Genomic DNA, 18,156 nt, shown 5'->3' with positions numbered 1-18,156 from the left:
ACATTGAAATAACGGATAAATACCTGCATTATCTCAAGAATATCGACTTTGTATTTGATAATTTTTTAATCTATTTAAAGTGAAGTCGATGAAATGTAATAGAATATTATTTCCATTAAGATCCGTACTACTCATGCTAGCGGTTCCGTTAGTATTTAGTACTTGTTCTTCCACTCAGAAAACTGCTCATCGCAGTAAAAAAGTCAATATATTATGGTTGTTTGGAGAAGATATCGATCCTTGGATGCCCGTCTATGGAGATTCTACTGTTGTGACGCCAAACATTGATTTTTTAGCCCAAAATGGTGTTACTTTCACTAATTGTTTTTCTATGTCTCCTGTATGTTCTCCTGCAAGGTCTGGTATATTTACAGGTGCTATGCCTACTACAATCGGTACACATAACCACCGCTCGGGTAGAACCATTACAAAGCGATTACCATCACATGTACAAGTTGTTCCAGAAATTTTCAAACAGCATGGGTATTATACCTTTAGTGAAGGTAAAGATGATTTCAACTGGTCTTACAATTGGGACGACTATTGGTCGGGTTCTTATACTGAGAAAAAGCACTTTGGAAAATCGGGAACAGGTAGCTGGAAAAATAGAAAAGATGGCCAACCTTTCTTTGGAGTTATTGAACTTTATGGAGGAAAAAATAACAAGAAACCTGCCTCTCCAATTTCTCCCGATAAGGTAAAAGTAATGCCTTATTATCCAGATATTCCATCTGTAAGACAGCAGATCGCAGATCATTATAACCAGATCAAAGTTACCGATGGTGAAATTGGTGAGATTATCAATGAATTGAAGAAGGATGGTTTGTATGAAAATACGATTATTATTTTCTTTTCTGACAATGGATACAAACTGTTACGAGACAAACAGTTTTTATATGATGCAGGACTCCATATGCCTATGATTATTTCTGCTCCCGGAAATCCAAAGCTTTTGAAAAAATCTGGAGTAAGAGAGGATCTAATGAGTCTTTTAGACCTTACGGCCACTACTCTTCAACTGGCAAAAATTAAAGTACCAGAGTATATGGAGAGTAAGGATGTATTTGAAAAAGGATACCATAGAGATTTTGTTATTGCGGCTAGGGACCGTTGTGATTTTACAATAGACAGAATTAGAGCTGTGAGAACTACTCAGTTTAAGTACATCAAAAATTTCATGACCGATAGACCTTTGATGCAATTGCAATACAGATCACACAAGCCTGCTGTGAAAGCTATTTTTAAAGCGAATAAAGAGGGGATCCCATTTGAAAATGAATGGCTTTCTGACCAAAGACCTGCTGAAGAGTTGTATGATTTAAAGAACGATCCTTTTGAGGTCAATAACTTGGCAAATGATCCTAATTATGCTTCAAAGTTAAAAGAACTAAGAGGAATTCTTGACCAATGGATAGTCTCCACTAATGATCAAGGACAATATCCTGAAAGTAAAGAACAACTTAAAGCGGTGTATGACCGATACGGAGAAAGATGCATTAACCCAGAATTTGCACCTTTCAGAACGATTAACTAATTACATAAAAAGCACAAAAAAGTCATCCCTCCACTAAAGAAGGATGACTTTTTTGTTGTCTGTCGGTCGCTTATTTCTATTGATTATCTCATCAAGATAATACGTTTAACAACTTGTTTGTCTCCATCTGTAATTTTCATAAAGTACACACCGTTGTTTAATGTGTTTTCTAAATTAAGAGTACCTACTCCGTTGTTTGAAATCTGAAGTGAATCGATACGTTGTACAACAGTACCGTTGGCATTAGAAACTATAATCGAGATAGGATTAGAGCTTTCTAACTTCAGGTTGATTTTAGAAGTTGTCGGTAGTGGATAAATTGAGATTTCTGAAGCTAAATCTTCTAATGATGTCACATCACCGTCAGGATTCTCCTCATCCTCAGGAGTTTCTTCATCATCATTAGGTGTTTCATCCTCATCCTCGTCCTCCTCTTCTTCTTCGTCTACAGGAGTCTCGTCTTCATCTTCTTCCTCCTCTTCTACCGGAGTATCATCTTCGTCGTCATCATTAACAACACTTACTAATTTAAGGTCGTCAATTTCTAAAATGCCATTTGTTTCTCTACCGATCGCAAGCTTACCTGTAAAGTCTTCTGTCGGCGTAAACGTTAAAGTATCATCATACCATACTTGTAATGCATCATCTGATGCACCAGCGTTATGTCCTCTGTTTTCGTATGCAATTGAAAGGTCGTCGCTCATTAGAACCGCTAAATTCTTCATATAAGCACCTCTATTTCTTACTGTTAAAGTATAAGTTGTTCCCAATACGAAATCAAAATCAGCAGTAGTATAAATTAATGTTTCAGCATCACCTGTCACATCAGGAGTATCAAAACGTAAGAAGCTGTTATTGTCTTGTGTTCCAATTTCAAGAGTTCTAACGGCATCTTCTTGTTGTACTTTCACAAAATTAAAATCTGTATCAACTGTAGTTTCCTCATCATAATTCGCAAAGTTATTATGATAATCTGCAGTGTCATCCAATTCTGTTTCTTCTTCTAATGGAATCTCAACTAATTTGATATCATCGATATCTAAAGTACCATTCCACTTTCTGTTAATTACCAACAAGATTTCCATATCAGCATCAGGGATGAAAGTAACGGATAACTCTTGCCAAACAGCCGCTAATGCATCGTCGTTCATTGCGTTATATGGAGTACTACTGTAAGCAGCCATACCAGTCGCAACATTAATTACTTTAATATCTCTTTCAAATTTACCTCTAGTAAGCGCTGAATAAGTATATTTTTTACCTGCTAGTACTTCAAGTTGTTGTGCTACTTGAATATTCGTATTGGCATCAACTGTAGCACCTGGAGTTTCATAACGAGCAATATTATTTCCTTGATCGTTGATCACTTTCAAAGTACGTTCTCCCTCTAAATTTTTGAAGGCTACAAAAGAGAAATCCTCAGCATCACCTACAAGGTCTTGGTTGTTTGTATAATCTGCAAAGTTATTTTGGTATAATGCATCAGGGTCAATTGGTGTTTCTTGATTTAATGCCTCAGCAGATAATGTAGAAAGGGTGATATTATTAATATCTAATGTACCATAATATGATCTTAATACTGAAATCTGACCTGTAAAGTCTCTATCTGGAGTAAACGTTAAAGTATGAGAATACCATGCGTCTCTTGTTTCAGCATCATTCTTAGCGTTATAAGCATCTGAAGTAAACATTACTCCACCACCTTTTTCTAAGATTCTGATATCTCTTGTGAAAGGACCTCTTGTATCAGCCTTTAGTGTATATTCAATACCTGATTTCAATTGGATATCTTGTGATACACTTATCAATGTATTTGCAGAAGCAGTTGCACCTTCAATTTCTAAAGTAGCGTACTTATCTCCTGACTCTTCATTTACCGTTAATGTTCTTGTTAATTCAGGTAATTGGAATACATCAAGCTTGAAATCACTAGCTAAAAGATTTTCGCCGTCTGAGTAAGTTTGAAATTCATTCGTATAAACATAAAAAACCTCATCTTCTGGTGCAGGTTCTTCTTCCTCTTCTTCTAAAGGTAGGTTATCCTTTAACAAGATATCATCCACCATTAATTCTCCATTCCAACCTCTAAACATTGCAATCAAACCAACAAAATCCTCTGCTGGTGTAAAAACTAGGGAGTGGTTATGCCATAATACTTTAAGCTCATCATTATTACCTGCAGTATAATTGGTCTCTGCATGTGCAGGTCCATCTGTTGCCACATTAATAACTCTTAGTCCTCTTGCAAAAGGACCTTTTGATCTTGCTGTTAAAGTATATTCTACTCCTGCTTTGAACGTTATTTCTTGAGTAATTCTAATATTAGTGTTTCTTGAAACAGCAGCTCCTGGAGTATCGTAAACTAAATGGTTATTAGATTCTTCCTCTCCGATAACCAAAGTTACATCTTGTTCATCATTTGGGTCTTGCATTTCTTGCAATAAAAACTCTCCAGCATCTACCAGATTGTCCCCAACAGTATATCCACTGAAGTCGTTTTCATATACCGTATTCTGTCCAAAACAGAAGGTATTAAATAGTAATAGTAACAGTATTAGATTTGTTTTCATAGCAATTAAGTAATAATTAAAAAATACGTTGAAGAGTGTTTCTCAATCTTCTTTTATTTCATTTCATGAATTATAATGATCATCTCAAATCTACAGTGTTCCAAAATCAATCTATGGCACTAGATTATCAATCACTTCTACTTACTTATCAATTCTATAGTGTGGTAGTTAATTTTGAGTAGGTATGAGAATATTCTTAAAAAAATGGCCCTTTCTTCTAGCTATACTAGTAAGAAAGGGCCTAGGGAAAATCAAATGAAACCTATTTCACTTGAACTTTAGTTGTTATTCTTCTACCATCTTTTGTAGATAGCATAAAGATGTACATTCCTTTATTTAGATCTCGAACAGAAATTGTCATCGATTCATCATTTTTATCCAATGACTTCATTTTCTGACCTGAAATATTGTAAATACTTACTTTCACTACTTTTGAAGAAACAATATTTACTTCTTCTGTTGTTGGATTAGGGAATAATTTAATTCCTGCTTCCTCTAATGCAACTGAAGTTGGTGTAGTGTTAGCAACCTGAATAAGGTCTGTTTTTGTTTCCGTAGAAGAACCCGCTTCATTTGTCACTGTTAGTTTGACAGAATAAGTTCCTGCAGTGGTATAAGTATGCGTTGGGTTTTGTTCCGATGAAGTTTCACCATCACCAAAATCCCATGCCCAAGAGGTAGCATCTGAAGAAGCATCTGTAAACTGTACTGATTCATTTTCTTCAATATTTGTTTCAGATACTGAGAATGCTGCAACAGGTGCGGTTACAACAACACTTTCTTCACTAACTAGGATTTTCACTGTAGCAGATGAACTCGACGATGCATCATTTAATACTGTTAAGGTTACTGTATATTCTCCCTTAGTAGTATAGGTATGTGTCGGATTTTGTTCTGTAGAGAATTGGTCATCACCAAAGTCCCATGTCCAGCCTGTAGGATTACCTGTCGTTGCATCTGTAAATTGAACAGCCTCATTAATCATCACAGAAGTAGATGATACTGTAATTGCTGCATTCAATGCTTCAGGTTGTTCTACCTCCTCTTCAACTTCTACTAATGAGATATCATCAATATCCAAGATTCCGTACCAGTTTCTGCCGATAGCGATTGTCGCATCAAAGTCCTCTGTTGTTTCAAACTCTAAAGTATGTGTGTACCAATCTGTAGCGTTACCGATATTAATTTGGTCACCTCTGAATCTTGGAGAATTTGTTTCCGTATCCATAATTAATGGGAAGTGGATCGCAAGACCTCTAGTTCTCATTGTTAATTGATACTTCTTACCTGCCACAAAAGAAATTACAGTGTTTGTTCTGATCTGGCCATTCGCAGACGCCGTCGTCTCACTGTCACCATATCGCATAAACTTGTTTTCACCTTCTACCACAGTAGTTAAAGTTCTTGCCAATTCTGCTTGTTGGAAAGCAATGTAATGGAACTTTCTATCTTCTGCTCTAGCATCATCTAACAATGACTCTGCTTCATCAAATTCTTCAAAGTCATTCGCATAAACATCAGAGAAAGTTAGTGCTGTTACTACAATTGTTTCTTCTGATGATGATGTACCGTTTTCATTTTCTACTTGTAACATCACTTTATACTCACCTGCATTGGCATAAGTGTGCGATGGGTTTTGTTCGTCAGAAGTTGTACCATCACCAAAAGTCCATAACCATGAGGTAGGGTTTCCTGAAGAAATATCTGTAAAGTGATATGTTTTTGATGAAGCATTATCCACTGCAAACTCAAAACCTGCTGTTACTTCTGGAATTTCATTTACAGTAATGTAATCCAACATCATTATTAAATCTTCTCCATCTTCATTACCAACCGTCAACTTAATAGAATACGTACCTGCATTTTCATAAGTATGTGATGGGTGTTGTTCAACAGAAGTTGATTCATCTCCAAAATTCCATAACCATGAAGTAGGTGATCCTGTAGAAGTATCTGTAAACTGAATAGCTGTACCTAAATCAACTGTAGTTTGATCTGTTTCAAACCCAGCCACAGGGAATAAACCAGCAGAGATATAGTCTTCCATACTTGCCTCATCCTCTCCGGTTTCATTCATTGCTTTTAATGTCACCGTATATACTCCCGCTTCTTGGTAAGTATGGAATGGATGCTGCTCATCAGAAGTTGTACCATCACCAAAGGTCCATAACCATGAGGTAGGGTCATTGGTTGATTTGTCTGTGAAGCTTACCGTTAATGGATCATCACCTTCAGTTCTATTCGCAGTGAAATCTGCGATTGGTGCTAATAATTGTTTTACTAATGTTACTGTATTAACAACATCTTCTACTCCTATCGTTACTTGATTAGCTTCAGCTGAGAAACCTTCATGATTAATAGAATAGTCAATAACATCGTTCTCTAATAACCCTGTAAATACAACTGCACCTCTTACATCTGAAGTATACACTTGATCCGTAGTATTATCCACTACATCTACTCCCGATAATGGTTGTCCATTCTCATCTTTGATCATTAATGTATATGCATACCTTTCAGGAACAAATATTGGCAATACCACATCGACAGCGATATCTTCATTGAAAACAGTATAAGATGATGCCACTGTATTGTACCCTGTTTTTGATACAGTAAATGATTTACCATTGATGTTAGATGATTTGACAACTACCTGCCCATTACTATCTGTAGATCCTCCAATAAATCCTTCAACACTGACAAGAGCATCTTCAATAGGATTTCCTTGCGTATCTTTTACCGTAAAGGTCACATCTCTTAATCCATCTGCTACATATTCACTCTGAACGACTGCTTTTACATCATCAAAATAGATGGTACCTGTACCTTCTGTTGACGAATTGAAACGGAACCCTATCCAATTCAATACCGATGATGTATCAAAATCCTTCACAGTAAATGTTGCATTGATTGAAACCCACTTGTCTCTTATGATATCTGTTAATGGTAGCGTAAATGTTTGAGGAGTATTTCCATCAAATTTTGCTAATAGTAAGAATTGACTAAGAGTAGATGCTCCATCGATATACATTCTAAAGTTTACTACAACATTTTCTTCGTTGATAGTCACATTAGGCATAATCGCTGTCTTCGGAGTATGATTCAAATTGCCTGATGTAATCTCTTCATCGATTTGCACTTTTAAGGCACTACTACCACCCCATGCCATTTCATCTGTAACAGAATAGATCGCATTAGATGCCCAATCCGCAGTGTTTTGTTCAAAACCAAAATCACAAGTATTGATCAACGATTTCTCATTATTCATACATCCACCTGCTACTTCTTCCATAACATCTGCTACTCTAACCTCATCAAAATAAATGATGTTATTATCTCCCGCCTCTACCGGTTGAATCTGTAACTTCACACGCTTAGATGCATTATGATTATCTGGAGAAATGATACTTTTCAGTGTTACCCATTTATTTCTCTCCACCCCAGATACATCGAATTGCATTATCGGAGAAGTTAGATCAGTCACTCTAATTTTCTGAACAGTGCTTCCTTCTTCAATAAACACTTTCATAGAGAATTCAACATCTCTATCAGTCGGTAAATTGGCAGAATTTTTATCTACATAAACTGATTGATTTTTTGGTAATGTACCTTCATTCTTAAAACGCATGACTCTATGGCCATGAGGTGCACCATTAATATTTACAATACCAAAACTGCTATCTCCTGTCCATCTTACTCTTACCTTACCACTTCCTAAATCAATTAATGTAGGACCTTCAAAGCCAAATAAGTGAGAATTGATATAATTAAGATCTTCTGGAGCATTTGCAATATCAAGTGGCGTTTCATCAGCAGGATCTGTTCCTCCGCCATTATCATTTTGCACTTTTACTAAGCGTATATCATCCAAGAACAAGAAACCTTCCCCTTCAGGGTTTAAATCAACCTCTCGGATTCTAATTGTCATCTGTCCATTATTAGGATCACTTTCTTTATTGAAAGTAAATGTCTTTTTCAAGGTCACCCAACCATCAGATTCTGTTACTGATGAGATATCAAACGTATTCTGAATAAATAAACTTTGTTGTTTGTTATCCTTTAGGATGATATCAAATTGTTTGATCTTGTTATTTTCTTTTGCCTTTACTTTCAATGAAAGTTCATAATCCCCTTCGTTCATATAAATCGACTTGATAGGCGAGTGAACTGCAGAAGATGTCAATGCATTCACCAAAGAAACATTAGACATGTTCAAACTTCTGTTTCCTGATGCTTTTTCTTCTTGTGAATATGCTGCTCCATTAGATCCAATCGTCCAATTTTTCTCTTCATTATCAATTAATTGACTTCCTTCGAAACCAAATAAAACAGGATCTAAACCAAGGTATGGTAATGGAATATTTTCAACAATCTCAATATCATCAAAATAAACATCAGAGAATGTTCCTCCATTATTTGTAGCATCACCTGGCTGGATAACAATTGAGAACGTTCCTTCATCAGAAGTACCTTGATCCATCGTAAAATCATAACTCACATCTACCCAAGAACCTGTTGTACTAGGTAGAGTAAAAGGATCTAAAGTATTGTTCGGGTTTTTCAGGAAAAGTCTGAAACGATTCGCAGCACTACCTTCCTCAATAAAGACTTTTGCTTTGAATGTAAATTTCCCTGCCGCTAATTTTACCATACCTGCAGGAGCATGAGCTGCACCTCCATTACCTGTTAAGGCAGAAGTATGATAGAAACGTAAACTACTATTACCTGTAGCTGCTTTTTCATCAGTGATCGAGAAGTCGTTGCTTGCTCCCATAGACCATCTTTTAGCAGTACCATCTACAACCGCAGTACCTTCAAACCCAAATAAATCTTTGTTTAGAGGTAAATCTGAAACTTCTACTGCAGGAGGGTCTGGAATAACAGGACCTGTTGTCATCCAAATTAAGAACTTAATACCAGCACCATATAGCTCATTCTTTTGGATCATTTTATGCTTTAAGCTCGCTTCTAATTCTAAAGCTTTCTCTCTATACATTGCATAATTTTCACCTTCCGTATCTACCAATTGGTTGGTTGTTTCTAATGGATCAACTTTTAAATCGATAAGATAAGGGTTGTCCTTATTACTTAATACTAACTTAAAGCGAGTCGTCGCAGCAGACACCCACCACCCTGCATCTTCAGTAATGAAAACGGTGTCTTCTTCAGTAACCATTAGCTCTTCACTTGTGTAAAGACGAGAAATATCTTGTCCATGCACATCCTCCATTGTTGGAAGACCTGCAAGGCTTAATAAGGTAGGTCCTACATCAACATTTACATGCGGTGTTGTTACCACTTTTCCACTAGGAATTTTCTTTGGGTAACGAATCATAAATGGGACTTTTGCAGAACTTTCGTAAGGTACCCCTTTATTAATACGGCTGTATTCAAAAAGCATGTCTCCATGATCTACAGTATATACAATAATCGTATTATCTAGTTGTCCTTTTTCTTCCAGTAGGTCAAACATTCTACCGATGTTATCATCTACTGCTTTTACCATACCCCAATATTCTTGCATATAGAATTCATCGAATTCGCTATAACGGTGCGAATGAGGATGTACATCGTTATTATTTTCTTTATCAGCCCAATTTGGTCTTACTCCTTCTGTATCATAAGTAAGATCATAAGTGTATGGAGCAGTAAAGTTTACATTTCGACACCAATCTTGGTATTCTGGAGCAGAGTGATTTGGTGTATGGGGATCTGGAATAGACACCAACAAACAGAAAGGTTTGTCTTCTGAAATGTCTTTGTCCATAATTTCTATTGCTTTGTTCGTATAGAACTCTGTAGCATAAATCCACTCTCCGTTTGGTTTTCCTTGCTCTCCCCAATCGTATGGAGGCACACCATCTTCGTTGTACCAAGTCCAGTGTTCTTTTTCAATACGCCATTCGATGTTATCAAAACCGAAGTTTCTACCAGCACCCCAAACTTGGTTGGCTGGGTCGTCTTTCCCTTCCAAGTGCCACTTTCCTACATAAGAAGTACTGTAACCATTGTCTTTCAAAACATGAGCAAACGTTTTAATATCCTCGTTCATCGGTCTGTCATTTCTTGCTGCTCCTGTTGAACCTGGGTACATTGACGTCATTAATGATGCTCTAGAAGGTGTACAAGTCGGAGAAGTTACATAGTGTTTTGTACTCACTGCTCCTTCCGTACCAATACGGTCCATGTTTGGAGTAGTAACTACATCGGTAGCATTCCATGGGTTATAATATTCCTCATTGGTGAGGTCCCCACTATGCATATCTAGTTCTCGGTATTTACTGATGGTTTTAAAGTTATGCTCATCAGTATGAATAATAAGTATATTGGGTTTGTCTTGAGCAAAAAGAAGATTTGACAACAAGATCATAATCATCCCCAAAAAAAGTCCATTTCTTTTCATAATGTTACTTTGTTCATGAAGAGTTGCTTCGTTATTAGTTGATCTTTAACAAGTTGTTTTGAACGTATTCTTAAAAAGTAAGAACCTTCATTCTTTAAAAAAGTATGTTAGATCTGAAGCTTATAATTAGTATATAAATTAAGTTGCCGTTCGCCAGTATAACATCCATATATCGGTCTATCTTGTCTCTTATAAAAATTGGATAATATATGTAGCAAACAGTTTGAGCTATCATTCTATAACTCTGGATTCATTTCATTTCAATTATTTCATAATTCTCTTTATTAATTGATGAAGAAAAATATTTGTAGAAACAACATTTAACGTATCCAAAGGTATCTTCATTCTTATTTACTTAGGTGATTTTAAGTGAATAAGATGTAACTTTCGGTAAGAAGATAAAACAACATTAGAGAAACATTTTTTAGCGAAACAAGGCTTTTGATATCATAAACAAAGATAAAATCAGAATATCTGGCAGGATGAAAGTATTTCTTTGAACTCCTTTTTATAGAAATGAACAGAAAGTCGACTATTTGACTAGTATATACATTCTATCAAATATCAAACGATCTACTTTATCACTCGATAAGCTTCTAGTGTCGGTAAAAAACACTATTAAACAGAGACTTTACGTATAGAAAAGTTATATTTACTTATAAAAACCTACACTCCTGCATTTTTACAGAAATTGCACTTACAACATTTAATGACAGATATTTTTGTGACTTTTATTGTATTGAAATGAATAACATGAACAAGTTAATCAGAATCGGTACACTGTGTGTGGCATCTTTTGTTACTACTTCGGTTTTAGCACAGTCTCCCTACTCTGATCCTAACAACAAACAAGGTTGGACACTTAACAAAGAGGTAAGTGATGAATTCAACGGAGCTTCTATTGATAAAGACAAATGGATCGTTCAGGGAGAAAACGACCACTATGAAAATAATTTTAAAGGAAGAGCACCTTCTCAATTTGTACCTCATGCAGTAGATGTAAAAAATGGGCACCTTGTGATCACTACTCGCTGGGAACCGAACTTTAAATTTCTAAAGGGGCAACATAAAGGTTATAAATATGAAAATATTACTACCGGAGCGATTATTACAAAACAGAAATTCAAGACGGGATACATGGAAATTAAATGTAAACCGGCTGATGCTCCTCTTTCTAGTGCTTTCTGGTTTACAGGTAAAGGTGGAGAATTAGACCTATTTGAGATTTTTGGTAAATATCCAAAAGATAAACATGTAGAAAAGTTGTATCACACTTCTTTTCATGATTGGGGCAAAGACAGAAAAGACCCTTTATATGGAAAAACTAGCTGGGATAATAAAGCACAATTACCGTATAGACTAGCGGCCGATTATCATGTATATGGTTGTGAGTGGGGTGAAGATTTCCTAAAGTTATATATCGATGGACAATTAATCCGATGCGTTACCAAAGAGGAATTGGGAGACAAATGGGTAATGAACAACGAACAAAAAGTTTGGGTTGATAACGAAGTGTTTCCATGGAAAGTGAATCCTAAAAAGGAAGATATCACTGAGAAAGGAGTAGAGTTTTTGGTGGATTATGTCCGCGTATGGCAAAGAAAACCATCTTCAGATGTTTCCTGTGAAATTCATGAGAATGTACTTGAAAATGCTGACTTCGACAATGGTTTAGAAAATTGGGATATTGAAGGAAAGGTGAAGCTTGTTAATGCTAAAGGTAAAAATGAGGCAGGTATGAATTATATCAAGCTTGGCGCTGGAAAAGAGTCTACCATTTCAAGAACAGTGAAATTAAAACCAAATACTACCTATGTGTTATCTGCTTCAGCTCGCGCTCCGATGACAAATATGAAAGACATTTGGCAGAACGGTTGGTTGGGTGTCAAGGCTTTTGGTAAAAAAGGGCAACAGCCAATTATTAAGTATTTTAAGAATGAATGGTACCGCCAAAGTATTGTTTTCACTACTGGGCAGTTTGCGAATCAAACTTATATCTACTTTACCAACAAATGGCAGAAAAAGGAAGTACATGTAGATTACTTCGAATTGACGGAAGTAGAAGCTGCACCGGAAGTATTGGATGGAAAATAGTTAATACGAATATATTCATCATGATTGAGATGAGGTCTTACAATGTATGGCCTCATTTTCATTTTAATAAGGGTTGGACAGTACGATACTATCCAACCCTATTTTATTCATCTATTTCAAAGAGATTACCTTACACTCAATCTGATATTTTTAATACCATTTGTTGTATATACTCTTACTAAGTAAATACCTGTTCCCAATGCTCCAACTTGAGCAGTAGGTTGATTTGAGTTAATCAAAGCTATACCTTTCAAATCATAAACTATCATTGACTCAAAACCTTCTACAGCAACTGTAAATTCTGTAGTTGCTGGGTTTGGATAGATGGATACTTCATCAGCAGTAATCTCAGGTACTAGAGCAACTGCTCTTGAATTTGAACCACTACCTACACTCAAGTAATCAAAATACATATATCCCCAATGTTTGTTGATGGTCACTGTATTATTACCTGTAACCACTTCGACATCTATTGATTTCTCTAACCAAGCATTAGTAGGGCCATCAAAAAGGATACTACCCAACGAATTACCATTGATACTAACATATTGGTTTTTATTTCCATGTGGTAACAAATAGCCAATATTGATGGTTTGTGTGCCTGCAGTAGAGGCATTAAAAGTCCAAGTAATAGATCCATCTCCTTGCATATGAACATAAGCACCTTCGCTAGCAGTAGCATCTGATTCAACAGAAACTGAAGTTAATGATGCATTTTCTGCTTCATATAAACTTGTCTCAAATATTACTTCTTCAACCGACACTGTTACTTCATCTGTATCAGTTAGACCTTCATTATCTGTTACTGTTAGTGTAATCTGATGGGTTCCAACTGCTAACTCAACGGATGGATTTACACCTGTCGCGATTTCTGCCCCATTCAAAGTCCAGCAATAAGAGGCTATAGCTCCTTCTAAATCGCTACTAGATGAACCATCTAACGATATGGTTTCAAATCCATTTTGATCGATATCCTCAACAGACTGATCAATTCCAGCATTGGCAATTGGTGCTGTATTAACATTGACTGTTCCTGTACAAACAGTTAGGTTTTTCAATGCATAAGTCACTTCTGCATTTGGTTGAGTATCAAATACTAAATAAAATGCTAAGTAGGCCTCATTTGAAGTTTCTTCCGCTGTGAAATCAATACTGTAAGAATTAAATCCAGTTTCAAATGGCCCATCAACATTGATACCTGATTGAATTACATCAACAGGACCTTCATTATCAAAAGAAGAAATTAATGCTACACTCATTGAAGTCACAGATGGAGTACTTGCTGCACTAAAATCAAACGCTACATTCACCGGCTCTCCTTGAGTAATTGATAAAGGAATACCTGTTTGCATCAACCAAATATCTGTCTTACCCCACATTCTATGATTCAACACCAATGCTCCTCCTGCATTCGATAAGTTTGAACCATTATTCTGATCTGACCACTCGTTTCCTAATGACCAATTTGATACAAGTGGTGTACTTTCTGTGGTACATCCCGCAGGTAAAATCTTCACTTTTATGTGATCTGTACTGCTCACACCTAAATCGTTGGTTACCGTTAAAGTGATGTTATGGTCTCCCACTCCAAGTTCTACATCTGCTGTAGCTCCTGAAGCAATTGATGCTCCATTTTCAGTCCATTCATAAGTAACAATAGTTTGTTCGGCATCTGTTGATGCAGTACCGTTCAGCGTAACCATCTCCGATCCGTTTCCATCATGGTCATTTAAGAATTGATCTGCACCGGCATTTGCTGAAATGGATTTTGGAACGTCTCCATATACTTCAAACTCATAGATTGAATGTCCCCACTCGATGGCTCTTTGAATACCATACATTCTGATATGTTTTGCATTGACTGCAGGGAATGTAATAATATCTTCTCCACCTGTACCCGCGTTATTTGTATACACAGAATTCCAAGAAGTCCCATCTTGAGATACTTGAATTTCGTATTGAGAGCTGTATGATCCTTCCCAATATATCTTCACCTCATTGACAGAATATTCTTGATCAAATGCTACAGCAATCCAGCTAGGATCCTCATATAAGCTCGACCATCTTGTCAATAAATCTCCATCATTTACACTTTCAGCTGTATTGGGGCCTTCTTCTACAGAAGAAGCCGATACTGTTTGATAAAGTGCTAAGTTACCTGTTCCTGGTTCATTGACACTCACTACGAAATCAATTGAATTAGACGCTGCAGGAGTTCCTGAATCTGTAGCTATGACTGTTACAGTTACATCAGCAGTTGCTCCATCAGCAAAAGCTAAAGTTAACATTCCGTTATCAACGGATGGAATGACTACATTACTTGGAGAAGTCTCTACTGTATAGTTCAGGTTTGTTCCTTCTGGATCAAAAAATATTGTATTTAAATCTAAATAGTTTTGTAATGTTGCTGCATCTTTGTCTGTTCTGAAACTATTAATAGTTCCAATAATTGTAGGTCTATGATTTCTATTAGGATCAATCGCAATATCAGGGTACCCATCTAAAGTCACTACACCTGCAAGCATGGCATCTCGATGTATTTCATCGGTATTATCACCGTCATCATATGTTCTATATTGCCATCCCCATGCACCGGCATAACCATTATTATAAAGAATCTCAAACAAGTCTTCTTCTGCAATTGAGCCTGGTTGATCTTCCACATAGAATTCTCCCATGACTAATGGCTTATCAAGTTCCCAATGCGATGCTGGATGTACAAATGGAGAATAAGTAGTCCCTGCCCAACTGTAATAATGCACTTGGTAGTAATCTAAAGTACCGTCTACATCACCGCCTGCGGCAATCAACTCTGCATCAGAATAGTAGTTTTTCTCCACTCCAGAGAAGATGTCTGAATTGGCTTTAAAAGACCAAGCGCCGTTTGTTACTTTTGCCTCAGGATCTTCCCTATGGATTGCTCCAGAAAGTCTATTAATAAATCGCTGAATTGTAGACATTGGAACATGATCTGTGAAATCCCAACCAAATTCGTTACTCATTCCTTCAGGCTCATTGAAGATTTCCCATGATAATAATGCCTCATGATCTTTCAACCCACTCACCATTGGAATTAAAGCATTGTTGATATACGCATCAATGTTTTCCTCATTTTCTAATAACTTTTTTGCTCTTTGTGAAACTTCAGTAGGATAGTCTCTTGTATTCAACATATCAAAAGACCATAGACATAAATTCAAGACAACATTATGGTCGTACGCAATGTCTAATACATCTCTTAAATCTTGAATCATTGAAGGCTCAAGTCCAGATGTATACCCACTAGCATCTAGCTCTGGATTATTGGCTCCATTGATGTGCACCCATAAACGCATGGAGTTACCACCTCTAGTAGCAAAGTCAGAAATAGCCTGCTCATAATACTCTAGGTTTGTTGTTTTCTCTCCAAAATCATTCGCAAAATTATACCATGCTAAGTTACCTCCCGATAAGAAAAGAGACTGATTGCCTACAAGTATTCTATCCATTCTACTGGCATTGAAAGGATCTACTATCACTGTAGTTGTAGTCGAACTAACTGCTCCTTCATCATCTGTTACTGTTAATTCAACAATATGAGTACCGACAGTAAAATCCTCGGTGATTGATACACCAGTACCGATTTCTGTACCATCTAGAGTCCATACATACGATACAATTGTTCCATCATCAGTACTTTCTGAAGCATTTAAAGTAACAGACTCTACTCCATTATTGTCAGTATCTGTTGCTCTTGCTATTGTACTTACAGCTACTGGATTTTGATTTGGAAGTGATTCACTTACTACAATAATAACTTTATCCGTATCCACATTGCCATCCGCATCTTCTACTGTTAAAGTATAAGTGTAAGTCCCTACTGCTAATTCAAGTGATACAATAGCTTCAGTTGCAATCACCCCATTTTCATCTGACCAAGAATAAGAAGTCACTGCTATATCATCAGTACTTGTACTACCATCTAATGTAATGGTTGCAACGCCATTCCCATCTTCATCAATGACCGTTTGATCTGCTCCAGCTTTTGCAACAGGTACATAAACTGGCCCCTCAAAAGGAGGAATTAATGGAGAAGGAGCACCACTATGTGAGTTCCAATAGTTAGATAAAGCATCTGCCGCAGGAGCATTGTACCATTCTGAATGTTCGTTGATACCGATCACATCATATGGAGCACCTCCAAACCATAAGAGGAAAGAGTTGAATTTTGTCCCTGAATCATCAGCAACATATTTCAATATACCATCGATTGCAATGGCAGCATCAGCCATTTGCTCTTCATCATTTAAGATATACTGACCAGCACCTGCATCATACCATGCCTCAGCATCCCAAACATTTGGAGCTGCTAAACCTCTCCAACCCATACCATACTCTCCAATATGTAGAATTGGAATATCTTCTGGTGCAATACCAAGAGCACCAATTAATACCTCATTGATAAAGTTTTCCTCATGCCATAATAATGCTTGATTTACTTCGTCTGGAGTAGTAGTTGCACCATTTTGAGCAAAGATATCTAATGGCATATATTGAGAAATTGTCACCTCATCCAATCCTGCAATATACTGTCCAATGGCAGCTCTATCTTCATCCGTTACCCCTTCTCTATCTAGAAATTGACCTTCAGGATTAAGTTGTTGATTAGGTTCTATTCTTTCAAAGAAATCTTGATGCTCTGGAATACTTAATAACAGTTCAATATGATGACAGAAGTTATGGCTTAACGTAATGTGTTCAGCTACATCACTATATGTTGTAGCTAATAAAACTTCCACTTCATTACGAAGAGTAATCCATTCATTTGGATAGTTCAACATGGCGTCCATCAGTTCCGCTCCCAAATCAAAGCGAATAGGCATTGTAGGAGCCCCTGATTCTCGGATTGCTTCTGCTAACATATGAAGGCCCGGTAAGATTACAATTTCTCTGTATCCAATTGTTGGGTTTGTAGGATCAAATTGATCAAACTTACCTCTCCAATCTTGCCCTCCAGGAATTGTGTTCCAATTATCTCTTGTTGCTCCCATTGGCATTGCATACTTAATGGGGTCAATGTGAGGTCTATAGTTGATATAATAATCTCTACTGATCAATTCTTTAATCACAGATTTTTGTAAAGAAATACTTGGTGTTTTCTCCGCCCCTTGCCAAGTGGTTATGATTCCTTCTTCATAGGTGTTTACAAAGTAGGTAGGATTAATAGAAACATATTCAATCCCCCAGCTATCCATATTATCGATGTAGGTAGAATAGTTACTAAAGTGAGAAACATCCCAAGAGGTCCATAGAATACCAATTTTATTGGCTCCATGTGATGGAGTTGGTGGTTGTGGACCTTCTTCATTGTCTTCACCTCCACCCGATCCATCAGGTACACATTCATAGGTAGGCCATCCTTCACAGACGTACCCTTCTGGGCAGTGATCATTAGAAGAACAACTTATTCCCGTTGAACTTTGAGCTTGTACCGTTGCGATACTTAGCCCATAAAGAGAAAGGGTTAGAATTAACCATTTCAAGATGCAACGCATCATTTTCATTTCAGACTTCAT

The 18,156-nt window shown here is 36.7% G+C and carries 5 protein-coding genes; 2 read left to right on the top strand and 3 right to left on the bottom strand.

All coding sequences use genetic code 11. From position 1 onward, the window contains the following. Positions 1-133: 133 nt before the first annotated feature. Entirely contained in the window at positions 134-1,534 is a 1,401-nt protein-coding gene (locus HGP29_RS19545; protein WP_168884112.1) for a sulfatase family protein, read from the top strand. Positions 1,535-1,617: 83 nt separating this feature from the next. Here the strand turns inward: HGP29_RS19545 and HGP29_RS19540 are convergent, their stop codons facing one another. Together HGP29_RS19540 and HGP29_RS28915 are read right to left on the bottom strand one after the other, a co-directional pair. Beyond that, complete coding sequence (locus HGP29_RS19540) at positions 1,618-4,104, bottom strand: T9SS type A sorting domain-containing protein (RefSeq protein WP_168884111.1); 2,487 nt, start codon at positions 4,102-4,104, stop codon at positions 1,618-1,620. A gap of 262 nt (positions 4,105-4,366) precedes the next feature. Further along, positions 4,367-10,507, bottom strand: a complete 6,141-nt coding sequence (locus HGP29_RS28915) for a PKD domain-containing protein (RefSeq protein WP_168884110.1) — start codon at positions 10,505-10,507, stop codon at positions 4,367-4,369. Positions 10,508-11,260: 753 nt separating this feature from the next. Between HGP29_RS28915 and HGP29_RS19530 the strand changes: the two genes are divergently transcribed. After that, entirely contained in the window at positions 11,261-12,601 is a 1,341-nt protein-coding gene (locus tag HGP29_RS19530) for a family 16 glycosylhydrolase (RefSeq protein ID WP_168884109.1), read from the top strand. Positions 12,602-12,726: 125 nt separating this feature from the next. Here the strand turns inward: HGP29_RS19530 and HGP29_RS19525 are convergent, their stop codons facing one another. Beyond that, entirely contained in the window at positions 12,727-18,156 is a 5,430-nt protein-coding gene (locus tag HGP29_RS19525; protein ID WP_168884108.1) for a PKD domain-containing protein, read from the bottom strand.

Origin of the sequence: Flammeovirga agarivorans, assembly GCF_012641475.1 — a bacterium.
Lineage (GTDB): Bacteria > Bacteroidota > Bacteroidia > Cytophagales > Flammeovirgaceae > Flammeovirga > Flammeovirga agarivorans.
This window is presented reverse-complemented; position numbering and strand designations above follow the sequence as displayed.

Bases quoted from the DNA above. Each gene is read 5' to 3' on its own strand.
- HGP29_RS28915 (WP_168884110.1), bottom strand. From the start codon at position 10,507: ATGAAAAGAAATGGACTTTTTTTGGGGATGATTATGATCTTGTTGTCA.
- HGP29_RS19540 (WP_168884111.1), bottom strand. From the start codon at position 4,104: ATGAAAACAAATCTAATACTGTTACTATTACTATTTAATACCTTCTGT.
- HGP29_RS19530 (WP_168884109.1), top strand. From the start codon at position 11,261: ATGAACAAGTTAATCAGAATCGGTACACTGTGTGTGGCATCTTTTGTT.
- HGP29_RS19525 (WP_168884108.1), bottom strand. From the start codon at position 18,156: ATGAAGTCTGAAATGAAAATGATGCGTTGCATCTTGAAATGGTTAATT.
- HGP29_RS19545 (WP_168884112.1), top strand. From the start codon at position 134: ATGCTAGCGGTTCCGTTAGTATTTAGTACTTGTTCTTCCACTCAGAAA.